Annotated in this window: 33 protein-coding genes and 2 pseudogenes; 32 read left to right on the forward strand and 3 right to left on the reverse strand. The window is 67.6% G+C overall.

The window, feature by feature from the left end; translation table 11 throughout:
• Nucleotides 1–57: 57 nt before the first annotated feature.
• A pseudogene (locus tag EAO71_RS28785) lies at nucleotides 58–900 on the reverse strand (RNA repair domain-containing protein); the annotation flags it as partial.
• 230 nt (nucleotides 901–1,130) lie between these two features.
• Between EAO71_RS28785 and EAO71_RS28790 the strand changes: the two are divergent.
• From EAO71_RS28790 to truA, 32 genes are all read left to right on the forward strand, one after another.
• On the forward strand, nucleotides 1,131–2,282 hold the full coding sequence (locus EAO71_RS28790; protein ID WP_147981310.1) for a hypothetical protein: 1,152 nt from the start codon (nucleotides 1,131–1,133) through the stop codon (nucleotides 2,280–2,282).
• Nucleotides 2,283–2,751: 469 nt separating this feature from the next.
• Complete coding sequence (rpsJ, locus tag EAO71_RS28795; protein ID WP_003948644.1) at nucleotides 2,752–3,060, forward strand: 30S ribosomal protein S10; 309 nt, start codon at nucleotides 2,752–2,754, stop codon at nucleotides 3,058–3,060.
• Between the two features lie 13 nt (nucleotides 3,061–3,073).
• Nucleotides 3,074–3,718, forward strand: a complete 645-nt coding sequence (gene rplC / locus EAO71_RS28800; RefSeq protein ID WP_147980750.1) for a 50S ribosomal protein L3 — start codon at nucleotides 3,074–3,076, stop codon at nucleotides 3,716–3,718.
• 7 nt (nucleotides 3,719–3,725) lie between these two features.
• Nucleotides 3,726–4,376, forward strand: coding sequence for a 50S ribosomal protein L4 (gene rplD / locus EAO71_RS28805; protein WP_147980751.1), 651 nt, complete (start codon nucleotides 3,726–3,728; stop codon nucleotides 4,374–4,376).
• A complete protein-coding gene (rplW, locus tag EAO71_RS28810; RefSeq protein ID WP_147980752.1) occupies nucleotides 4,376–4,699 on the forward strand; it encodes a 50S ribosomal protein L23 in 324 nt (107 codons plus the stop codon). The genes rplD and rplW overlap by 1 nt, the downstream gene beginning before the upstream one ends.
• 40 nt (nucleotides 4,700–4,739) lie before the next feature.
• Entirely contained in the window at nucleotides 4,740–5,576 is an 837-nt protein-coding gene (rplB, locus tag EAO71_RS28815; protein ID WP_147980753.1) for a 50S ribosomal protein L2, read from the forward strand.
• A 12-nt stretch (nucleotides 5,577–5,588) separates the two neighbouring features.
• On the forward strand, nucleotides 5,589–5,870 hold the full coding sequence (rpsS, locus tag EAO71_RS28820) for a 30S ribosomal protein S19 (RefSeq protein ID WP_015035577.1): 282 nt from the start codon (nucleotides 5,589–5,591) through the stop codon (nucleotides 5,868–5,870).
• Between the two features lie 42 nt (nucleotides 5,871–5,912).
• The gene (gene rplV, locus EAO71_RS28825; protein ID WP_004571827.1) at nucleotides 5,913–6,260 is read left to right on the forward strand and encodes a 50S ribosomal protein L22; all 348 of its coding nucleotides are present in this window, start codon (nucleotides 5,913–5,915) and stop codon (nucleotides 6,258–6,260) included.
• On the forward strand, nucleotides 6,260–7,108 hold the full coding sequence (gene rpsC, locus EAO71_RS28830; RefSeq protein WP_017239578.1) for a 30S ribosomal protein S3: 849 nt from the start codon (nucleotides 6,260–6,262) through the stop codon (nucleotides 7,106–7,108). The genes rplV and rpsC overlap by 1 nt, the downstream gene beginning before the upstream one ends.
• A gap of 5 nt (nucleotides 7,109–7,113) precedes the next feature.
• Entirely contained in the window at nucleotides 7,114–7,533 is a 420-nt protein-coding gene (rplP, locus tag EAO71_RS28835) for a 50S ribosomal protein L16 (protein WP_015035580.1), read from the forward strand.
• The gene (rpmC, locus tag EAO71_RS28840) at nucleotides 7,533–7,757 is read left to right on the forward strand and encodes a 50S ribosomal protein L29 (protein ID WP_147980754.1); all 225 of its coding nucleotides are present in this window, start codon (nucleotides 7,533–7,535) and stop codon (nucleotides 7,755–7,757) included. The genes rplP and rpmC overlap by 1 nt, the downstream gene beginning before the upstream one ends.
• Nucleotides 7,757–8,038, forward strand: coding sequence for a 30S ribosomal protein S17 (gene rpsQ, locus EAO71_RS28845; RefSeq protein ID WP_147980755.1), 282 nt, complete (start codon nucleotides 7,757–7,759; stop codon nucleotides 8,036–8,038). Before rpmC ends, rpsQ begins: the two co-directional genes overlap by 1 nt.
• A 97-nt stretch (nucleotides 8,039–8,135) precedes the next feature.
• Nucleotides 8,136–8,504, forward strand: coding sequence for a 50S ribosomal protein L14 (gene rplN, locus EAO71_RS28850; protein WP_003956455.1), 369 nt, complete (start codon nucleotides 8,136–8,138; stop codon nucleotides 8,502–8,504).
• A 2-nt stretch (nucleotides 8,505–8,506) separates the two neighbouring features.
• Nucleotides 8,507–8,818, forward strand: a complete 312-nt coding sequence (gene rplX / locus EAO71_RS28855; protein WP_015035583.1) for a 50S ribosomal protein L24 — start codon at nucleotides 8,507–8,509, stop codon at nucleotides 8,816–8,818.
• Nucleotides 8,815–9,372, forward strand: coding sequence for a 50S ribosomal protein L5 (gene rplE, locus EAO71_RS28860; RefSeq protein ID WP_147980756.1), 558 nt, complete (start codon nucleotides 8,815–8,817; stop codon nucleotides 9,370–9,372). Before rplX ends, rplE begins: the two co-directional genes overlap by 4 nt.
• 5 nt (nucleotides 9,373–9,377) lie before the next feature.
• The gene (locus tag EAO71_RS28865; protein WP_003948630.1) at nucleotides 9,378–9,563 is read left to right on the forward strand and encodes a type Z 30S ribosomal protein S14; all 186 of its coding nucleotides are present in this window, start codon (nucleotides 9,378–9,380) and stop codon (nucleotides 9,561–9,563) included.
• A 222-nt stretch (nucleotides 9,564–9,785) separates the two neighbouring features.
• A complete protein-coding gene (rpsH, locus tag EAO71_RS28875; protein WP_015035585.1) occupies nucleotides 9,786–10,184 on the forward strand; it encodes a 30S ribosomal protein S8 in 399 nt (132 codons plus the stop codon).
• Between the two features lie 21 nt (nucleotides 10,185–10,205).
• Entirely contained in the window at nucleotides 10,206–10,745 is a 540-nt protein-coding gene (gene rplF / locus EAO71_RS28880; protein WP_147980758.1) for a 50S ribosomal protein L6, read from the forward strand.
• Nucleotides 10,746–10,748: 3 nt separating this feature from the next.
• A complete protein-coding gene (rplR, locus tag EAO71_RS28885; RefSeq protein WP_147980759.1) occupies nucleotides 10,749–11,132 on the forward strand; it encodes a 50S ribosomal protein L18 in 384 nt (127 codons plus the stop codon).
• Nucleotides 11,133–11,177: 45 nt separating this feature from the next.
• A complete protein-coding gene (rpsE, locus tag EAO71_RS28890) occupies nucleotides 11,178–11,780 on the forward strand; it encodes a 30S ribosomal protein S5 (RefSeq protein WP_015035588.1) in 603 nt (200 codons plus the stop codon).
• Nucleotides 11,780–11,962 carry a 50S ribosomal protein L30 gene (gene rpmD, locus EAO71_RS28895; RefSeq protein ID WP_015035589.1) on the forward strand — a complete coding sequence of 61 codons (183 nt, stop codon included), beginning with the start codon at nucleotides 11,780–11,782 and terminating at the stop codon, nucleotides 11,960–11,962. The genes rpsE and rpmD overlap by 1 nt, the downstream gene beginning before the upstream one ends.
• Before the next feature lies 1 nt (nucleotide 11,963).
• The gene (rplO, locus tag EAO71_RS28900) at nucleotides 11,964–12,419 is read left to right on the forward strand and encodes a 50S ribosomal protein L15 (RefSeq protein WP_147980760.1); all 456 of its coding nucleotides are present in this window, start codon (nucleotides 11,964–11,966) and stop codon (nucleotides 12,417–12,419) included.
• 212 nt (nucleotides 12,420–12,631) lie between these two features.
• The gene (gene secY / locus EAO71_RS28905; protein WP_147980761.1) at nucleotides 12,632–13,951 is read left to right on the forward strand and encodes a preprotein translocase subunit SecY; all 1,320 of its coding nucleotides are present in this window, start codon (nucleotides 12,632–12,634) and stop codon (nucleotides 13,949–13,951) included.
• Entirely contained in the window at nucleotides 13,951–14,601 is a 651-nt protein-coding gene (locus tag EAO71_RS28910; RefSeq protein ID WP_147980762.1) for an adenylate kinase, read from the forward strand. The genes secY and EAO71_RS28910 overlap by 1 nt, the downstream gene beginning before the upstream one ends.
• A gap of 96 nt (nucleotides 14,602–14,697) precedes the next feature.
• Entirely contained in the window at nucleotides 14,698–15,534 is an 837-nt protein-coding gene (gene map, locus EAO71_RS28915; protein WP_147981311.1) for a type I methionyl aminopeptidase, read from the forward strand.
• Between the two features lie 183 nt (nucleotides 15,535–15,717).
• Nucleotides 15,718–15,939: a translation initiation factor IF-1 gene (infA, locus tag EAO71_RS28920; RefSeq protein WP_003956442.1), complete on the forward strand. Its 222-nt coding sequence runs from the start codon at nucleotides 15,718–15,720 to the stop codon at nucleotides 15,937–15,939.
• A gap of 62 nt (nucleotides 15,940–16,001) precedes the next feature.
• The gene (gene rpmJ / locus EAO71_RS28925) at nucleotides 16,002–16,115 is read left to right on the forward strand and encodes a 50S ribosomal protein L36 (RefSeq protein WP_003956441.1); all 114 of its coding nucleotides are present in this window, start codon (nucleotides 16,002–16,004) and stop codon (nucleotides 16,113–16,115) included.
• 186 nt (nucleotides 16,116–16,301) lie between these two features.
• Nucleotides 16,302–16,682: a 30S ribosomal protein S13 gene (gene rpsM / locus EAO71_RS28930; protein ID WP_005313488.1), complete on the forward strand. Its 381-nt coding sequence runs from the start codon at nucleotides 16,302–16,304 to the stop codon at nucleotides 16,680–16,682.
• Between the two features lie 66 nt (nucleotides 16,683–16,748).
• Nucleotides 16,749–17,153, forward strand: a complete 405-nt coding sequence (gene rpsK, locus EAO71_RS28935) for a 30S ribosomal protein S11 (protein WP_003956432.1) — start codon at nucleotides 16,749–16,751, stop codon at nucleotides 17,151–17,153.
• A gap of 127 nt (nucleotides 17,154–17,280) precedes the next feature.
• A complete protein-coding gene (locus EAO71_RS28940) occupies nucleotides 17,281–18,303 on the forward strand; it encodes a DNA-directed RNA polymerase subunit alpha (RefSeq protein WP_003956430.1) in 1,023 nt (340 codons plus the stop codon).
• A gap of 209 nt (nucleotides 18,304–18,512) precedes the next feature.
• Entirely contained in the window at nucleotides 18,513–18,998 is a 486-nt protein-coding gene (gene rplQ / locus EAO71_RS28945) for a 50S ribosomal protein L17 (RefSeq protein WP_147980763.1), read from the forward strand.
• Nucleotides 18,999–19,086: 88 nt separating this feature from the next.
• Nucleotides 19,087–19,944 (forward strand): tRNA pseudouridine(38-40) synthase TruA, encoded by an 858-nt coding sequence (gene truA, locus EAO71_RS28950; RefSeq protein WP_147980764.1) that lies wholly within the window; start codon nucleotides 19,087–19,089, stop codon nucleotides 19,942–19,944.
• Here truA and EAO71_RS28955 read toward each other — a convergent pair.
• Entirely contained in the window at nucleotides 19,915–20,376 is a 462-nt protein-coding gene (locus EAO71_RS28955) for a hypothetical protein (protein WP_147980765.1), read from the reverse strand. The genes truA and EAO71_RS28955 overlap by 30 nt on opposite strands.
• 88 nt (nucleotides 20,377–20,464) lie before the next feature.
• Nucleotides 20,465–20,630, reverse strand: a pseudogene (locus tag EAO71_RS39245) (tRNA pseudouridine(38-40) synthase TruA); the annotation flags it as partial.

The following is a 20,630-nucleotide window of genomic DNA, read 5'->3' on the forward strand; positions in this document are numbered from 1 at the left end:
GACGGATTCTCGACACCCGGGGTTGCGTCCCCGCCGGCGGGGTGCTCAGGCGGCCGTCCAGCGCAGCTCGCCGCTGCCCAGCCGTACGGTCGCCCGGACGCGCATCGGGCCGTCGGCGCGGCGCGAGAGGACGGCGAGTTCGGCCACCCGGGCCGTCATCGGCGCGAGCAGCGCCTCGGACGTGGACGTCAGCGCGTGCGGGTCGCGGGTGCGGCCGAGGGACAGGTGCGGGGTGTAGCCCCGGGAGTCGTCGCCGCACAGGGGGAAACGGGTCTCCAGGGCGCGCCTCAGCAGCGCCCACGGCTCCTCGCCCGCCGCGGCCGGGTCGAGCCAGACCGTGGCGTCCTCCCGGTGCCGGAACCAGTGCACGCCCTCCAGCCGGGCCGTGAACGGCACCGCCTCGGCCGCCGCGGCGGACACCAGCGGTGCCGCCCGGGCGAAGTCGGACTCGGGGACGAAGCCGAAGACGACGTTGACGTGCGGGGGCCAGCGGTGGATCTGGCGGTCGTGCGCGTGCCGGATGTGCTGGATCGGCGGCCAGAGCCGGTGCGGCGGGATCCACGCCAGTGCCGTGCGGGGTGTCGGCGGTACGGCCAGGACGGTCGCCCCGGACGCGGTCGCGGCCGCCGGACGCGCCCGGCCCGCGGCGTGCGGCCCCGTGGTCCTCCCGGCGACCGACTCGTCGATCCGGTCCGTGCCCGTGGCCCGGTCCCAGACGAGCTCGCCGTCCGCCTCGAAGAACAGCACCCGGTGCCAGGGGATCTCCCCGCCGGGCACGAAGTCGGGCAGGGCCGTCCGCTGCGGTGCGGCGCCGCGCTCGGCGATCCCCATCACGAAGCGCTCGGGGTCGAAGCGGGGATCCCACAGCACCCGGTGGTAGATCTCGTCGCTCGTGCGCATGCGCCCGGCACCTGCCGTGTCCGACGTCGGTCCCGCGGGGGAGGGGTCGCGCCTCCCGCCGTGCGGGTTCCCTTCCATCATCACCCCGTGCCGAGGGCCCGCGGGCGCGCGCCGCGGCCCCGGTCCACCGGCCCCGCACCACGACCCGATCAACGCCTCCGACCTGCTGCTTCGGGCCCCCGAGCGCTGTGACATCCTCCGTCCGCAACAGAGTGCGAGGGGTGGGGATCATGAAGGACGAGGGACGGTCGGTGTCCGACGAGGATTGGGCCGCGCTGGTCGAGGCGGCGCAGCGCGACGGAGTCGGGGGCACCGCTCCGCCGAAGCCCCGGCGGTGGCGGATCCGGAAGGGGCGGCCGGGGGGCATGCCGGCCGGACAGCCGAAGGGGTGGCGCACCGGGCCGGCGTGGCAGGAGATGAACGGCCGTGCCGCGCGCAGGCGCCGGATCAAGGCCGTCCTCGGCATGGCGCTGGTCGTGCTGCTCGCGCTGGTCGCGGTGCGGCCCCAGTTGCTGACCGACCGGCTGCCCGACGAGCTCACGGCCGCGCTGCCGGACGGTCTCGGGGGAGACCGCGACAGTGCTCCGCTCGCCGCCGAGACGGCGCGCCCGACGGCGGCGCCCTCCCGCGAGGCGTTCCCCGACACGCCCACGCTGAAGGACCCCTTCAAGGGCTCGCCGGCCCTGCGGTGGGCCGACGGCGCGGCGGGGATCGAGCTGCCCCGGGCGAAGGCGACGAACGGTCTGTCCGAGGCGCGGATCGCTGCCGCCCTGAAGAAGGCGAAGGCCTTCCTCGTCGCGGCCAACATCGATCCCGCCACGGTTCGCGGTGACAGGCCGGCGGCGGCGCTGGCGCTCATGGATCCCCGGGGGAAGGAGCTGCGCGATGCCATGACGCGGGCCGTGGAGCGGCCCACGGAGAAGGACGACCCGCTCGCGCTGTTCAGCCGGTTCGACCCCCAGCGGGTGCGCCCGGTCGGCGACGTCGTGAAGACCCGGGGACGGATGACCGTCCGGAAGGGGAAGCGCCCGGGAGAGGTGGAGATCGTCGCCGACTACACCTTCGTCTACCCCCTGGTGAAGACCCGGCCGGGCTTCGACGAGGTGGCGCGGACGATCGTGCGCCGCCAGGTCACCTTCGGTGTGTACGACCCCGCCAGGTACCGGGTGACCGAGGGCCGCGTGATGGTGGTCGGCTACGACATGAGCTTCGGCAACGACTCCTGCGAGGAGAAGGAGGACGGCTTCCTCCACCCGGAGTTCACTGAGGACCTGGCGGCCGCACCGCGGGGCTCCGGCCCGGCGGTCGACCCGTACGACCGCAGCGAGGAGATGCGCCCGGACCGGGCTCGGGGCGGGTGCGGCACGGTCACCCGCACCTGACCGGCGCGGCCCGCGCGGCGGCCTCCCGCGCGGGCCGTCGTCCCGAGGGGTGCGAGCGAGGGGGTGGAGATGGCCCTGCGTGTACCGCGACGTGACGTGGGGTACAGTCTTCCGCCCCGATTGGCGGCGGGAGGGCCCTGTATGGCAGACTATCGGGGTTGCTCGGTTGAGTGCCGATGCTGCGCGCCTCCCGTCGGGAGGACCGGAAGCGAGTCCCACAGTACTCGTCGACCCCTCGGGTCGGACGTACGGGAATCTTCTGGGAAGCGTCAGCGGGGTGCCGGCCAGGCACTCGGTGGGTGTTCTGCCCCCGGCTCGCGGTTCTGGTACCGCGCCCCCTTGGTTGGGAGATCCTTAGGGATTTCTGCGTAGAGGGAGTGCGACACGCCCGACCGCGTGGGTCGGAGGTGGAGGACTGGAGAACCCCCGAGTTCCAGAGCGTTACGAGAGACAGGACTACTGAGTAGCCATGGCGGGACAGAAGATCCGCATCCGGCTCAAGGCCTACGACCACGAGGTCATCGACTCCTCGGCGAAGAAGATCGTCGAGACGGTGACCCGCACTGGTGCGTCGGTCGCAGGCCCGGTGCCGCTGCCCACTGAGAAGAACGTGTACTGCGTCATCAAGTCGCCGCACAAGTACAAGGACTCGCGCGAGCACTTCGAGATGCGCACGCACAAGCGCCTCATCGACATCCTCGACCCCACGCCGAAGACGGTTGACTCGCTCATGCGCCTCGACCTGCCGGCGGGCGTCGACATCGAGATCAAGCTCTGAGGTGACGCGCGAGATGGCAAAGAACATTAAGGGCGTCCTGGGCGAGAAGCTCGGCATGACCCAGGTCTGGGACGAGAACAACCGGGTTGTCCCGGTCACCGTCGTCAAGGCCGGGCCCTGCGTCGTCACCCAGGTCCGCACCAACGACATCGACGGCTACGAGTCGGTCCAGATCGCCTTCGGCGAGATCGACCCTCGCAAGGTGAACAAGCCCCTCAAGGGTCACTTCGCCAAGGCCGACGTCACCCCGCGCCGCCACCTGGTGGAGCTGCGTACCGCTGACGCCAGCGAGTACACGCTCGGCCAGGAGATCACCGCCGCCGTGTTCGAGTCGGGCGTCAAGGTTGACGTCACCGGCAAGAGCAAGGGCAAGGGCTTCGCCGGTGTCATGAAGCGTCACAACTTCAAGGGCCTCGGCGCCGGTCACGGCACCCAGCGCAAGCACCGCTCCCCCGGTTCCATCGGTGGCTGCGCCACCCCGGGCCGTGTGTTCAAGGGCCTCCGCATGGCGGGCCGTATGGGCAACGAGCGGGTCACCACCCAGAACCTGACCGTCCACGCCGTTGACGCGGAGAAGGGTCTGCTGCTCATCAAGGGCGCGGTCCCCGGTCCGAACGGTGGCCTCGTCCTGGTCCGTACTGCGGCCAAGGGGGTTTGAGGAACCGATGAGCACCATTGACATCCTTTCGCCGGCAGGCGACAAGGCCGGGACCGTCGAGCTCCCCGCGGAGATCTTCGGCGCCAAGATCAGCATCCCGCTGATCCACCAGGTCGTCGTCGCGCAGCTGGCCGCGGCCCGTCAGGGCACGCACAAGACCAAGACCCGTGGCGAAGTCCGCGGTGGTGGCAAGAAGCCTTACCGCCAGAAGGGCACCGGCCGCGCCCGTCAGGGTTCGACCCGTGCGCCGCAGTTCGCCGGCGGTGGCGTCGTGCACGGCCCCGTGCCGCGTGACTACTCGCAGCGGACCCCGAAGAAGATGAAGGCCGCCGCCCTGCGCGGTGCCCTCTCGGACCGGGCGAACCACTCCCGTATCCACGTCGTCACCGGCGTGGTCGAGGGCGAGGTCTCCACCAAGGCCGCCAAGACGCTGTTCGGCAAGATCTCGGAGCGCAAGAACCTGCTCCTGGTCGTCGACCGCGCCGACGAGGCCGCGTGGCTGTCCGCCCGCAACCTGCCCCAGGTTCACATCCTGGAGCCGGGCCAGCTCAACACGTACGACGTGATCGTCTCCGACGACGTGGTCTTCACCAAGGCCGCCTTCGAGTCCTTCGTGTCTGGCCCCCAGACCGCTGAGACCGAAGGGAGCGACGCCTGATGACTGAGGCCGTCGTCACCAGCAAGACCTTCTCGGACCCGCGCGACGTTCTCGTCAAGCCGGTTGTCTCGGAGAAGAGCTACGCCCTGCTGGACGAGAACAAGTACACGTTCATCGTCGCGCCTGGCTCCAACAAGACCCAGATCAAGCAGGCCGTCGAGGCGGTCTTCTCGGTCAAGGTCACCGGGGTCAACACGATCAACCGCCAGGGCAAGCGCAAGCGCACCAAGGCCGGTTTCGGCAAGCGCAAGGACACCAAGCGCGCCATCGTGACCCTCGCCGAGGGCGACCGTATCGACATCTTCGGCGGTCCGACCGCCTAAGGGCGGTCTGGATCGTCCGGAATCGGACGAGGACTGAGAAATGGGTATCCGCAAGTACAAGCCGACGACCCCGGGCCGTCGTGGCTCCAGCGTCGCCGACTTTGTCGAGATCACGCGGTCCACGCCGGAGAAGTCGCTGGTCCGCCCCCTGCACAGCAAGGGCGGCCGTAACAACACCGGTCGTGTGACCGTCCGTCACCAGGGCGGTGGCCACAAGCGCGCCTACCGTCTGATCGACTTCCGTCGTCATGACAAGGACGGCGTGCCGGCGAAGGTCGCTCACATCGAGTACGACCCCAACCGCACCGCTCGCATCGCGCTGCTCCACTACGTGGACGGCGAGAAGCGCTACATCATCGCGCCGAAGGGTCTCTCGCAGGGCGACCGCGTGGAGAACGGCCCCGGCGCCGACATCAAGCCGGGCAACAACCTGGCGCTGCGCAACATCCCGGTCGGTACCACGATCCACGCGATCGAGCTCCGTCCCGGTGGCGGCGCCAAGTTCGCCCGCTCCGCCGGTGCCTCCGTGCAGCTGCTCGCGAAGGAGGGCCAGATGGCCCACCTCCGCATGCCTTCCGGTGAGATCCGCCTGGTCGACGTGCGCTGCCGCGCCACCGTCGGCGAGGTCGGCAACGCCGAGCAGAGCAACATCAACTGGGGTAAGGCCGGCCGTAAGCGCTGGCTGGGCGTTCGCCCGACCGTCCGCGGTGTGGCGATGAACCCGGTTGACCACCCGCACGGTGGTGGTGAGGGCAAGACCTCCGGTGGTCGCCACCCGGTCTCCCCGTGGGGTCAGAAGGAGGGTCGTACTCGCTCGCCGAAGAAGGCTTCGAGCAAGTACATCGTCCGCCGCCGCAAGACGAACAAGAAGCGCTAGGAGCGGGTTTAGATGCCGCGCAGTCTCAAGAAGGGACCCTTCGTCGACGGACACCTCGTAAAGAAGGTGGACGCTCAGAACGAAGCCGGTACCAAGAACGTCATCAAGACCTGGTCCCGTCGCTCGATGATCATCCCGGCCATGCTCGGCCACACGATCGCGGTGCACAACGGCAAGACCCACATTCCGGTGTTCGTCACCGAGTCGATGGTCGGCCACAAGCTCGGCGAGTTCTCGCCGACGCGCACCTTCCGGGGTCACGTGAAGGACGACCGGAAGTCGAAGCGCCGCTAGTAGCGGGGTGGAATGACCATGACAGACATCGGAAGGACAACCATGGAAGCCAGGGCCCAGGCGCGGTACATCCGCGTCACGCCCATGAAGGCCCGCCGCGTGGTGGACCTTATCCGTGGCATGGACGCCACGGAGGCTCAGGCGGTCCTGCGTTTCGCCCCGCAGGCCGCGAGCGTGCCGGTTGGCAAGGTGCTGGACAGCGCCATCGCCAACGCTGCACACAACTACGACCACACGGACGCCTCTTCGCTGGTCATCAGCGAGGCGTACGTGGATGAGGGCCCGACCCTGAAGCGGTTCCGTCCGCGTGCCCAGGGCCGTGCCTACCGGATCCGTAAGCGGACCAGCCACATCACCGTGGTCGTCAGCAGCAAGGAAGGAACCCGGTAATGGGCCAGAAGGTTAACCCGCATGGGTTCCGGCTCGGCATCACCACGGACTTCAAGTCCCGCTGGTACGCCGACAAGCTGTACAAGGACTACGTCAAGGAAGACGTCGCCATCCGTCGGATGATGACGTCCGGCATGGAGCGCGCCGGCATCTCGAAGGTTGAGATCGAGCGCACCCGTGACCGCGTGCGGGTGGACATCCACACCGCGCGTCCCGGCATCGTCATCGGCCGCCGTGGCGCCGAGGCCGACCGCATCCGCGGCGACCTCGAGAAGCTCACGGGCAAGCAGGTCCAGCTGAACATCCTCGAGGTCAAGAACCCCGAGATGGACGCTCAGCTGGTCGCCCAGGCCGTTGCCGAGCAGCTCTCCTCCCGCGTCTCCTTCCGTCGCGCCATGCGTAAGAGCATGCAGGGCACGATGAAGGCCGGCGCCAAGGGCATCAAGATCCAGTGCGGCGGTCGTCTCGGCGGCGCCGAGATGTCCCGCTCGGAGTTCTACCGCGAGGGCCGTGTGCCCCTGCACACGCTCCGCGCGAACGTCGACTACGGCTTCTTCGAGGCCAAGACGACCTTCGGCCGCATCGGCGTGAAGGTCTGGATCTACAAGGGCGATGTCAAGAACATCGCCGAGGTCCGCGCCGAGAACGCTGCGGCCCGTGCGGGTAACCGCCCGGCCCGTGGTGCCGGCGCTGGCGACCGTCCCGCCGGCCGTGGTGGCCGTGGTGGCGAGCGTGGCGGCCGCGGCCGCAAGCCGCAGCAGCAGTCCGCGCCGGCTGCCGAGGCCCCCAAGGCCGACGCTCCCGCCGCCGCTGCCGCTCCGGCTGAGAGCACCGGAACGGAGGCCTGACCGAAATGCTGATCCCCCGTAGGGTCAAGCACCGTAAGCAGCACCACCCGAAGCGCAGCGGTATGTCCAAGGGTGGTACGCAGGTCGCGTTCGGCGAGTACGGCATTCAGGCCCTCACTCCGGCGTACGTGACCAACCGCCAGATCGAGGCGGCCCGTATCGCGATGACCCGCCACATCAAGCGTGGCGGCAAGGTCTGGATCAACATCTACCCGGACCGCCCCCTCACGAAGAAGCCCGCCGAGACCCGCATGGGTTCCGGTAAGGGTTCGCCCGAGTGGTGGATCGCGAACGTCAAGCCCGGTCGGGTCATGTTCGAGCTGTCCTACCCGAACGAGAAGATCGCGCGCGAGGCCCTGACCCGTGCGGCTCACAAGCTGCCGATGAAGTGCAAGATCGTTAAGCGCGAAGCAGGTGAGCTGTGATGACTGCCGGTACCAAGGCGTCCGAGCTGCGCGAGCTGGGCAACGAGGAGCTTCTCAACAAGCTCCGCGAGGCCAAGGAAGAGCTGTTCAACCTCCGCTTCCAGGCGGCGACGGGCCAGCTCGAGAACCACGGTCGGCTCAAGTCCGTCCGTAAGGACATCGCCCGGATCTACACCCTGATGCGCGAGCGTGAGCTGGGCATCGAGACGGTGGAGAACGCCTGATGAGCGAGAACAACGTGACTGAGAAGACCGAGCGCAACGCCCGCAAGGTCCGTGAGGGCCTCGTCGTCAGCGACAAGATGGACAAGACCGTCGTCGTCGCTGTCGAGGACCGCGTCAAGCACGCGCTGTACGGCAAGGTGATCCGCCGTACCAACAAGCTCAAGGCTCACGACGAGCAGAACGCTGCCGGCGTCGGCGACCGCGTCCTCCTGATGGAGACGCGCAAGCTGTCCGCCTCGAAGCACTGGCGCGTCGTCGAGATCCTCGAGAAGGCCAAGTAATTACTCGAGGGGTTTCCCTCGGGTCAGTTCCGCCAGGCTCGGCCGGGGCTTCCTCTGAAGCCCCGGCCGGGAACCGGCAGACAATCAGGAGATAGACGTGATCCAGCAGGAGTCGCGACTGCGTGTCGCCGACAACACTGGTGCCAAGGAGATCCTTTGCATCCGTGTTCTCGGTGGTTCCGGTCGCCGCTACGCGGGCATCGGTGACGTCATCGTCGCCACCGTCAAGGACGCGATCCCCGGTGGCAACGTGAAGAAGGGTGACGTCGTCAAGGCGGTCATCGTTCGCACCGTGAAGGAGCGCCGCCGCCAGGACGGCTCGTACATCCGCTTCGACGAGAACGCCGCTGTCATTCTCAAGAACGACGGCGACCCTCGTGGCACCCGTATCTTCGGCCCGGTCGGCCGTGAGCTGCGCGAGAAGAAGTTCATGAAGATCATCTCGCTCGCGCCGGAGGTGCTGTAAGCATGAAGATCAAGAAGGGCGACCTGGTCCAGGTCATCACCGGTAAGGACAAGGGCAAGCAGGGCAAGGTCATCACGGCCTTCCCCCGCGAGAACCGCGTCCTCGTCGAGGGTGTCAACCGGGTCAAGAAGCACACCAAGGCCGGCCCCTCGCAGGCCGGTGGCATCGTCACGACCGAGGCCCCTGTCCACGTGAGCAACGTTCAGCTCGTCGTGGAGAAGGACGGCAAGAAGGTCGTCACGCGCGTCGGTTACCGCTTCGACGACGAGGGCAACAAGATCCGCGTTGCCAAGCGGACGGGTGAGGACATCTGATGGCTACCACCACTCCGCGTCTCAAGACGAAGTACCGCGAGGAGATCGCGGGCAAGCTGCGTGAGGAGTTCTCCTACGAGAACGTCATGCAGGTTCCCGGCCTCGTGAAGATCGTGGTCAACATGGGTGTCGGCGACGCCGCCCGTGACTCGAAGCTCATGGACGGTGCCGTCCGTGACCTGACCACGATCACCGGTCAGAAGCCGGCCATCACCAAGGCCCGCAAGTCCATCGCGCAGTTCAAGCTGCGTGAGGGCCAGCCGATCGGCGCGCACGTCACCCTCCGTGGCGACCGCATGTGGGAGTTCCTGGACCGCACCCTGTCGCTCGCGCTTCCGCGCATCCGCGACTTCCGTGGTCTGTCCCCCAAGCAGTTCGACGGCCGTGGCAACTACACCTTCGGTCTCACGGAGCAGGTCATGTTCCACGAGATCGACCAGGACAAGATCGACCGTGTCCGGGGTATGGACATCACCGTGGTGACCACGGCGACCAACGACGACGAGGGCCGTGCCCTTCTGCGTCACCTCGGCTTCCCGTTCAAGGAGGCGTAAGCGAGATGGCGAAGAAGGCTCTCATCGCGAAGGCTGCCCGCAAGCCCAAGTTCGGCGTGCGTGGCTACACGCGCTGCCAGCGCTGTGGTCGTCCCCACTCCGTGTACCGCAAGTTCGGCCTGTGCCGCGTGTGCCTTCGTGAGATGGCTCACCGTGGCGAGCTGCCGGGCGTGACCAAGAGCTCCTGGTAACTCCCTTCCGTCCTTTGGACGTTAGGGGCAACAGGAGTCTCTCGGTAAGCATTGGGTCGGCGGAAGCCCACCCCCGCATGCCTTAGGCTAGTGGGGTTGGGCGTCCGCCGCCCGTACGACTTACTACGCCGTAGGTCCCCGCGCCGCACCCGTCCCGCCCCTGTGTGGGGAGAGGGATGGCGCATACAGGAAACCCCGGCGAGAGAGGCCGAAGGCCAATTCATGACCATGACTGATCCGATCGCAGACATGCTCACGCGTCTGCGTAACGCGAACTCGGCGTACCACGACTCCGTGACGATGCCGCACAGCAAGATCAAGTCTCACATCGCGGAAATCCTCCAGCAGGAGGGCTTCATCACGGGCTGGAAGGTCGAGGACGCCGAGGTCGGCAAGAACCTCGTCCTCGAGCTCAAGTTCGGTCCGAACCGTGAGCGCTCCATCGCGGGCATCAAGCGGATCTCGAAGCCGGGCCTCCGGGTTTACGCGAAGTCCACCAACCTGCCGAAGGTCCTCGGCGGCCTGGGCGTGGCGATCATCTCCACGTCCCACGGTCTCCTGACCGGCCAGCAGGCAGGCAAGAAGGGCGTAGGTGGGGAAGTCCTCGCCTACGTCTGGTAGTCGGGAACGGAGGAATAGCTAATGTCGCGTATTGGCAAGCTGCCTATCCAGGTTCCCGCCGGCGTGGACGTCACCATCGATGGCCGCACGGTCACGGTCAAGGGTTCCAAGGGCACCCTGACCCACACCGTCGCCGCGCCGATCGAGGTCGCTAAGGGCGAGGACGGCGTTCTGTCCGTCACCCGTCCGAACGACGAGCGTCAGAACAAGGCCCTCCACGGCCTGTCCCGCACGCTGGTGGCCAACATGATCACCGGTGTGACCCAGGGGTACGTGAAGGCGCTCGAGATCAGCGGTGTCGGTTACCGCGTGGCCGCGAAGGGCTCCGGTCTGGAGTTCCAGCTCGGCTACAGCCACCCGATCCTGATCGAGGCGCCCGAGGGCATCGCGTTCAAGGTCGAGTCGCCGACGAAGTTCTCGGTCGAGGGCATCGACAAGCAGAAGGTCGGCGAGGTCGCGGCGAACATCCGCAAGCTGCGGAAGCCCGACCCGTACAAGGCCAAGGGCGTCAAGTACGCCGGCGAGGTCATCCGCCGCAAGGTCGGAAAGGCTGGTAAGTAAGCCATGGCATACGGTGTGAAGATCGCCAAGGGCGACGCTTACAAGCGTGCCGCCAAGGCGCGCCGCCACATCCGCATCCGCAAGAACGTGTCGGGTACGGCGGAGCGTCCGCGCCTCGTCGTGACGCGTTCCAACCGCGGTATCACCGCTCAGGTCATCGACGACCTCAAGGGTCACACCCTTGCGTCCGCGTCGAACCTGGACGCGTCGATCCGTGGCGGCGAGGGTGACAAGTCCGCGCAGGCCAAGCAGGTCGGCGCTCTCGTCGCCGAGCGCGCCAAGGCCGCCGGTGTCGATGCCGTCGTGTTCGACCGTGGTGGCAACAGGTACGCCGGGCGCATTGCCGCTCTGGCTGACGCCGCCCGCGAAGCCGGGCTGAAGTTCTAAGCCCCGGTTCCGGGACTAACGGACGTAACAGAGAGAGGTAATCCAATGGCTGGACCCCAGCGCCGCGGAAGCGGTGCCGGTGGCGGCGAGCGGCGGGACCGGAAGGGTCGCGACGGTGGCGCTGCCGCCGAGAAGACCGCGTACGTTGAGCGCGTTGTCGCGATCAACCGCGTCGCCAAGGTTGTCAAGGGCGGTCGCCGCTTCAGCTTCACCGCGCTGGTCGTGGTGGGCGACGGTGACGGCACTGTAGGTGTCGGTTACGGCAAGGCCAAGGAAGTTCCCGCGGCCATCGCCAAGGGTGTCGAGGAAGCCAAGAAGAACTTCTTCAAGGTTCCGCGCATCCAGGGCACCATCCCTCACCCGATCCAGGGCGAGAAGGCCGCGGGCGTCGTCCTGCTCAAGCCGGCTTCCCCCGGTACCGGCGTCATCGCCGGTGGCCCGGTGCGTGCCGTGCTCGAGTGCGCCGGCGTTCACGACATCCTGTCGAAGTCGCTCGGCTCCGACAACGCGATCAACATCGTGCACGCGACCGTGGAGGCCCTGAAGGGCCTGCAGCGTCCCGAGGAGATCGCGGCTCGCCGTGGTCTGCCCCTCGAGGACGTCGCTCCCGCGGCTCTGCTTCGTGCGCGTGCCGGGGCGGGTGCGTAATGGCTCGCCTCAAGGTCACGCAGACGAAGTCGTACATCGGCAGCAAGCAGAACCACCGCGACACCCTGCGTTCGCTCGGCCTGAAGAAGGTCAACGACGTGGTTGTCAAGGAGGACCGCCCCGAGTTCCGCGGCATGGTGCACACCGTCCGCCACCTCGTGACGGTTGAGGAGGTTGACTGACATGGCGGAGAACAGCCCGCTGAAGGCCCACAACCTCCGGCCTGCCCCGGGCGCCAAGACCGCCAAGACCCGTGTGGGTCGTGGTGAGGCGTCCAAGGGTAAGACCGCTGGTCGTGGTACCAAGGGTACGAAGGCCCGTTACCAGGTTCCGGAGCGCTTCGAGGGTGGGCAGATGCCCCTCCACATGCGTCTTCCGAAGCTCAAGGGCTTCAAGAACCCGTTCCGCACCGAGTACCAGGTCGTGAACCTGGACAAGCTCGGCGCTCTCTACCCCGAGGGTGGAGAGGTCACGGTGGCCGACCTGGTCGCCAAGGGCGCGGTGCGCAAGAACAGCCTCGTCAAGGTGCTCGGCACCGGTGAGGTCTCCGTGGCGCTGCAGGTGACGGTCGACGCCGTCTCCGGCTCCGCCAAGGAGAAGATCGCCGCCGCCGGCGGCACCGTCACCGAGCTCGTCTGAGACGACTCGATGGCCTGAACATCCGACCGGGGATGCCTCTCAAATGGGGCATCCCCGGTTGGTCGTTCCTAGGGGGGCATGGTCGCCGGTAAGGTGGCGTGCATGTCTAGGCTCCGTGCGGTATGCCCGCGCGGTTTTCGTGACTCGTATCTACTCGTCGAACCTCAAGACCGTCACCTCTGACGCATAGCGCGGGGGTCGCAGGAGGCACCGTGCTCACCGCGTTCGCCCGGGCGTTCAAGACGCCCGACCTGCGCAAGAAGCTGCTCTTCACACTCGGCATCATCGTGCTGTACCGACTCGGGGCACACATCCCCGTGCCGGGCGTCAGCTACAAGGCCGTCCAGCAGTGCGTGGACCAGGCGAGTCAGGGCAACAACTCCCTGTTCGGCCTGGTGAACATGTTCAGTGGCGGCGCGCTGCTGCAGATCACCATCTTCGCGCTCGGCATCATGCCGTACATCACGGCGAGCATCATCCTGCAGCTGCTGACCGTCGTGATCCCGCGCCTGGAAGCCCTCAAGAAGGAGGGGCAGTCCGGCACGGCGAAGATCACGCAGTACACGCGCTACCTGACGATCGCCCTCGCCATCCTTCAGGGCACCGGCCTCGTCGCGACGGCGCGCACCGGCGCGCTGTTCAGCGGCTGCACGGTCGCCAACCAGGTCGTGCCCGACCAGTCCATCTTCATCACCGCCACGATGGTCATCACGATGACCGCCGGCACCGCGGTGGTCATGTGGCTCGGTGAGCTCGTCACCGACCGCGGCATCGGCAACGGCATGTCGATCCTGATGTTCATCTCGATCGCCGCCGGCTTCCCGGGTGCCCTGTGGGCCATCAAGGAGAGCGGCAAGCTCGCCAAGGGCTGGATCGAGTTCGGCACCGTCATCCTGATCGGCTTCGTGATGGTGGCGCTCGTCGTCTTCGTCGAGCAGGCGCAGCGGCGCATCCCCGTGCAGTACGCGAAGCGGATGATCGGCCGCAGGTCCTACGGCGGAACGTCCACTTATATCCCTCTCAAGGTGAACCAGGCAGGTGTGATTCCTGTCATCTTCGCCTCGTCGCTGCTCTACATCCCGGCCTTGATCGCGCAGTTCTCGAACTCCACGGCAGGCTGGAAAACCTGGATCGAAGCCCACTTCGTCAAGGGTGACCACCCCTACTACATCGCCGCGTACTTCCTCCTGATCGTGTTCTTCGCCTTCTTCTACGTGGCGATCTCGTTCAACCCCGAGGAAGTCGCCGACAACATGAAGAAGTATGGTGGCTTCATCCCGGGTATCCGGGCTGGTCGACCTACTGCCGAGTACCTGAGCTACGTGCTCAACCGGATCACTTGGCCGGGCTCGCTGTATCTGGGTCTGATCGCTCTTGTGCCGACGATGGCGTTGGCAGGCTTCGGTGGCGCCAATGCCAACTTCCCCTTCGGTGGGACGAGCATCCTCATCATCGTGGGTGTGGGGCTGGAGACCGTGAAGCAGATCGAGAGCCAGCTCCAGCAGCGCAATTACGAAGGGTTCCTCCGCTGATGCGAATCGTCCTCGTCGGACCGCCCGGGGCCGGCAAGGGTACGCAGGCCGCGTTCCTTGCCAAGAACCTGGACATCCCGCACATCTCCACGGGTGACCTGTTCCGCGCCAACATCAGTCAGGGCACGGAGCTGGGACTCAAGGCCAAGGCGTACATGGACGCCGGCGACCTTGTCCCGGACGAGGTCACCATCGGGATGGCCAAGGACCGCATGGAGCAGGCGGACGCCGCCAACGGCTTCCTGCTGGACGGGTTCCCGCGCAACGTGGCCCAGGCCGAGGCTCTGGATGTGGTCCTCAAGGCTGAGGACATGCAGCTGGACGCGGTCCTGGACCTGGAGGTCCCCGAGGACGAGGTCGTGAAGCGGATCGCGGGTCGCCGCATCTGCCGCAACGACAGCGCGCACGTCTTCCACGTCACCTACACCCCGCCGAAGGCGGAGGGCGTCTGTGACGTGTGCGGCGGCGAGCTCTACCAGCGTGACGACGACTCCGAGGCGACGGTCCGCCGGCGCCTGGAGGTCTACCACACCCAGACCGAGCCGATCATCGACTACTACCGGGCGCAGAACCTGGTCGTGACGATCTCGGCGCTCGGCAAGGTGGACGAGGTCACGGCGCGGGCGATGGCCGCGCTGAAGAAGAGCTGACCCACACACCACGGATACGGCCGCGGTGCCCCTCGGGGCGCCGCGGCCGTATCGTTGTTATGTCCCGTGTACTCGTATGGAAAGGCCCCCGCCACGATGGTGCAGATCAAGACCCCCGAGCAGATCGCGAAGATGCGTGAGGCGGGGCTGGTCGTCGCCGCCATCCACGCGGCGACCCGCGAGGCGGCTGTGCCCGGGTCGACGACGAAGGACCTGGACGAGGTCGCGCGCAAGGTGATCGCGGACCACGGCGCGAAGTCGAACTTCCTGGGGTACGGCGGTTTCCCCGCGACGATCTGCACCTCGGTGAACGAGGTCGTCGTGCACGGCATCCCGGACGAGAAGACCGTCCTCAAGGACGGCGACATCATCTCGATCGACTGCGGCGCGATCATCGACGGCTGGCACGGCGACGCGGCCTACACCGCCTTCGTCGGCTCGGGGCACGCCCCGGAGCTGATCGAGCTCTCCCGGGTGACCGAGGAGTCGATGTGGGCCGGTATCGCCGCCATGAAGAACGGCAACCGCCTGGTGGACATCTCGCGCGCCATCGAGACGTACATCCGGCGCCAGCCCAAGCCCGGCGGCGGCAAGTACGGCATCGTCGAGGACTACGGCGGCCACGGCATCGGCACCGAGATGCACATGGACCCGCACCTGCTGAACTACGTCTCGCGCAAGCGGGGCAAGGGTCCCCGGCTGGTCCCCGGCTTCTGCCTGGCGATCGAGCCGATGGTGTCCCTGGGCACGCCGCGCACCGAGGTCCTCTCGGACGACTGGACGGTCATCACCACGGACGGCACCTGGTCCTCCCACTGGGAGCACTCGGTCGCCGTGACGGAGGCCGGACCGCTGGTGCTGACGGCGCCCGACGGCGGCAAGGCGAAGCTGGCGGAACTGGGCGTCACCGCGGCGCCGGACCCGCTGGCGTAGCGCGCCGCACCCCTGGTTTTCTACGGCGTGGCTCCTTGCGTAAGGATCTTCCGAGGTGGGCAAACTTCCCGGATTCGTCTTTTCCAAGGGGCTGACGTAGACTGATGCGTCGGCTCTCGTGTACCCGTGTGTCCTCATGCGGCGGCGAGAGTCGATCAAGGTAGCCGATTCGAAAGGCGAAGCGTGGCCAAGAAGCAAGGTGCCATCGAAATCGAGGGCACCGTGATCGAGTCCCTCCCGAACGCCATGTTCAAGGTGGAGCTCCAGAACGGTCACAAGGTCCTCGCGCACATCTCCGGCAAGATGCGGATGCACTACATCCGAATCCTTCCGGACGACCGGGTCGTGGTGGAGCTCTCTCCCTATGACCTGACGCGTGGCCGGATCGTCTACCGGTACAAGTAGATCTTGCCCGCACCCCGCCTACGGCGCGGGTGGTGGCACTGACCCGGAGAACCTCACATCCCATGAAGGTCAAGCCGAGCGTCAAGAAGATCTGCGACAAGTGCAAGGTGATCCGCCGTCACGGCCGGGTCATGGTCATCTGCGACAACCTGCGCCACAAGCAGCGCCAGGGCTGACGCACGCCGACCGACCTGCACCTCCGCAGTTCTTCGCGCGACGCAAGCAATTCGTACATAAGCAGAGCCCGCCCAGCCCGCAAGGGTCGGCGGTACCTCCGGCGGGGGCCGGGGACCCGATTCGTACCTCATACGGCGATCGGGAGTGGCTTTGCGGAAGACCCCCGAACACACAGGAGCCATTGAATGGCACGCGTTTCCGGTGTTGACATCCCGCGCGAAAAGCGTGTGGAGATCGCACTCACCTACGTCTTCGGTATCGGGCGCACCCGGTCCAAGGAGATCCTCGCCTCCACGGGCGTGAACCCGAACACCCGCGTTCGTGACCTGGCCGAAGAGGACCTGGTCAAGATTCGCGAGTACGTGGACGCCAACCTCCAGACCGAGGGCGACCTCCGCCGCGAGATCCAGGGCGACATCCGCCGCAAGATCGAGATCCAGTGCTACCAGGGCATCCGCCACCGTCGCGGCCTGCCGGTTCACGGTCAGCGCACCAGCACGAACGCCCGTACCCGTAAGGGCCCGCGTCGCGCCATCGCCGGCAAGAAGAAGCCGGGCAAGAAGTAGTCCTCAGCGGACGCTTGACCATGCGGTCTTCGCTGTAGGACCGACCACCTCCCGTAGGAGTAATAGATGCCCCCCAAGGGTCGTCAGGGCGCTGCCAAGAAGGTGCGCCGCAAGGAAAAGAAGAACGTCGCTCACGGCCACGCGCACATCAAGAGCACGTTCAACAACACGATCGTCTCGATCACGGACCCGTCCGGCAACGTGATCTCCTGGGCCTCCGCCGGCCACGTCGGCTTCAAGGGCTCGCGTAAGTCGACTCCGTTCGCCGCGCAGATGGCCGCCGAGTCGGCCGCCCGCCGCGCGCAGGAGCACGGCATGCGCAAGGTCGACGTCTTCGTGAAGGGTCCGGGCTCCGGCCGCGAGACCGCGATCCGTTCCCTCCAGGCCACGGGCCTCGAGGTCGGTTCGATCCAGGACGTCACCCCCACGCCGCACAACGGCTGCCGTCCCCCCAAGCGCCGCCGCGTCTGACGCACGGCTGCTTGACACAGGCTTCGGGCGGTACGGCTCTTCGGGGGCGTGCCGCCCGTACCCTTGCAGTACCAGCAGTACCTCAGGGCATCAAATAGTGGGTGTCCATGACTGAAGGATTCACAACATGCTGATCGCTCAGCGTCCCTCGCTGACCGAAGAGGTCGTCGACGAATACCGCTCGCGGTTCGTCATCGAGCCGCTGGAGCCGGGCTTCGGCTACACGCTCGGCAACAGCCTCCGTCGTACGCTCCTCTCCTCGATCCCGGGTGCGGCCGTCACGTCCATCCGCATCGACGGTGTCCTGCACGAGTTCACCACCGTGCCGGGCGTCAAGGAGGACGTCACCGACCTCATCCTCAACATCAAGCAGCTGGTCGTCTCCTCGGAGCACGACGAGCCGGTCGTGATGTACCTGCGCAAGCAGGGTCCCGGCCTGGTCACCGCTGCCGACATCGCCCCGCCGGCCGGTGTCGAGGTGCACAACCCGGACCTCGTCCTCGCCACGCTCAACGGCAAGGGCAAGCTGGAGATGGAGCTGACCGTCGAGCGCGGTCGCGGCTACGTCTCCGCCGTCCAGAACAAGCAGGTGGGCCAGGAGATCGGCCGTATCCCGGTCGACTCCATCTACTCGCCGGTGCTCAAGGTCACGTACAAGGTCGAGGCGACCCGTGTCGAGCAGCGCACCGACTTCGACAAGCTGATCGTCGACGTCGAGACCAAGCAGGCCATGCGCCCGCGTGACGCCATGGCGTCCGCCGGCAAGACCCTGGTCGAGCTGTTCGGTCTGGCGCGCGAGCTCAACATCGACGCCGAGGGCATCGACATGGGCCCGTCCCCGACGGACGCCGCCCTGGCCGCCGACCTGGCGCTGCCGATCGAGGAGCTCGAGCTCACCGTTCGTTCGTACAACTGCCTCAAGCGCGAGGGCATCCACTCCGTGGGTGAGCTCGTGGCGCGTTCCGAGGCCGACCTGCTCGACATCCGCAACTTCGGTGCGAAGTCGATCGACGAGGTCAAGGCGAAGCTGGCCGGCATGGGCCTGGCCCTCAAGGACAGCCCGCCCGGATTCGACCCGACCGCCGCCGCCGACGCCTTCGGCGCCGACGACGACGCGGACGCGGGCTTCGTCGAGACCGAGCAGTACTAGTCGCTCCGTCGCCGGGGACCGGGACCCTTCGGGGTTCCGGCCCCCGGTGCGACGGACGGCTTTCCCGGCTCCGGCCGGGACGACAGACCTCCGGGGCCTCACGGCCCCGGGTTTCCGGGTTCCGCCCGGATCTCCGTCGGGCAGACCGCCCGCGCGGACACTGACACCGGTACCTCACACGGCCGGTGCAGATCACAAGGAGAAACACCATGCCGCGTCCCACCAAGGGTGCCCGCCTCGGCGGCAGCGCCGCTCACGAGCGTCTGCTGCTTGCCAACCTGGCGAAGTCGCTCTTCGAGCACGGCCGCATCACCACGACCGAGGCCAAGGCCCGCCGCCTGCGTCCGGTCGCCGAGCGCCTGATCACCAAGGCGAAGAAGGGCGACATCCACAACCGTCGCCTGGTGCTGCAGACGATCACCGACAAGGGCATCGTCCACACCCTCTTCACCGAGATCGCCCCGCGCTACTCCGAGCGCCCGGGTGGCTACACCCGCATCACCAAGATCGGCAACCGTCGTGGCGACAACGCCCCGATGGCCGTGATCGAGCTGGTCGAGGGCGAGATCGCCAAGAAGGCGACCGTCGCCGAGGCCGAGGCCGCCGCCAAGCGCGCGGTCAAGGAGGCCGACGAGGCCAAGGTCGAGGAGACCAAGGCCGAGGACGCTCCGGCCGAGGAGTCGAAGGACGCGTAAGCGTTCCGACGTTTCTCGTGGGCGGGCCCGTACCCCTGGGGGTACGGGCCCGCTTCCGCGTGCACAGGGTTCTGAGAGGATTTTCCGCGTGAGCGATGACGTGCAGCCCGGTTTCGTACGAGTCCGGCTCGACCTGTCCTACGACGGCAGGGACTTCTCCGGATGGGCCAAGCAGGCCCACGGGCGGCGGACCGTCCAGGGCGACATCGAGGACGCCCTGCGCACGGTGACCCGGTCCCAGGAGACGTACGAGCTGACGGTCGCCGGCCGCACCGACGCGGGTGTGCACGCCCGCGGGCAGGTCGCGCACGTCGACCTGCCGGTCGAGCTGTGGGCCGAGCACCACGACAAGCTGCTGCGCCGGCTCGCCGGGCGGTTGTCCCACGACGTGCGGATCCGGCGCGTGAGCGAGGCCCCCAGCGGATTCAACGCGCGTTTCTCCGCCATCTGGCGCCGCTACGCCTACCGTGTGACCGACGCCCCCGGCGGCGTCGACCCACTGCTGCGCGGGCACGTCCTGTGGCACGACTGGGCCCTGGACATGGACGCGATGAACGCCGCCGCCGAGCGCCTCGTCGGCGAGCACGACTTCGCCGCCTACTGCAAGAAGCGCGAGGGCGCCACCACCATCCGCACGCTCCAGGAGCTGCGCTGGGAGCGGCGCGCGGACGGCATCCTCGAGGCCACCGTGAAGGCCGACGCCTTCTGCCACAACATGGTCCGCTCGCTGGTCGGCGCGCTGCTCTTCGTGGGCGACGGGCACCGCCCGGTCGACTGGCCGGGCAAGGTGCTGGCCGCCGGCGTGCGGGACTCCGCCGTGCACGTCGTGAGGCCGCACGGCCTCACTCTCGAAGAGGTCGGCTATCCCGCCGACGAGTTCCTGGCCGCCCGGAACCTGGAGGCCAGGAACAAGCGGTCACTCCCCGGGAGCGCCGGCTGCTGCTGAGGCCTGCGCCCTGCCGCGGGCGTAGATCTGGTTGAAGGCGAAGGAGTTCACGTCGTCGCTGGCCTGGAAGATCGGCTTGTCGGCCTTCGTGACCTTCCTGCCGTCGGTGAAGCCCGCCTGGGTGAAGTAGGCGTACCGGCCGATCGAGTTCGCGCGGCGCAGGCAGACGGTGGCGCGGCAGAAGTCGCCGACGCCCGCGCCCGCCAGCGGGGCGATGCCGCCGGCGGCCTGGTTCTTCGCCTTCAGGGCCTCCGCCTCGGTGGAGAAGACGGCCACGCCGACGGTGATCGCCACCCCGTCCTTCACGTACGTGGCGCGGATCACGCGGCCGCAGCCGTTGCGCTTCAGCACCCCGCCCAGGGCGCCCGTCGTGACGCTCGCGCAGTTCGTCGTGGAGGAGGTCGCGCCCTTCTTGTACTCGCGGCCGCTCATGGTCAGCTTCTTGCCCGGGAAGAGGCCCTCGGCGCTCAGCGGGGCCTTGTCCTTCGCCTCGCTGGAGATGAAGTCCCTGGGGTTGGGCGGGGGCGTCGGTCACACGGTAGGCGTAGCGGCGCCAGATGGCGGAGAAACGCGCGTTGAATCCGCTGGGGGCCTCGCTCACGCGCCGGATCCGCACGTCGTGGGACAACCGCCCGGCGAGCCGGCGCAGCAGCTTGTCGTGGTGCTCGGCCCACAGCTCGACCGGC

The sequence above is a fragment of the Streptomyces sp. MS191 genome, from assembly GCF_008042125.1.
Classification (GTDB): domain Bacteria; phylum Actinomycetota; class Actinomycetes; order Streptomycetales; family Streptomycetaceae; genus Streptomyces.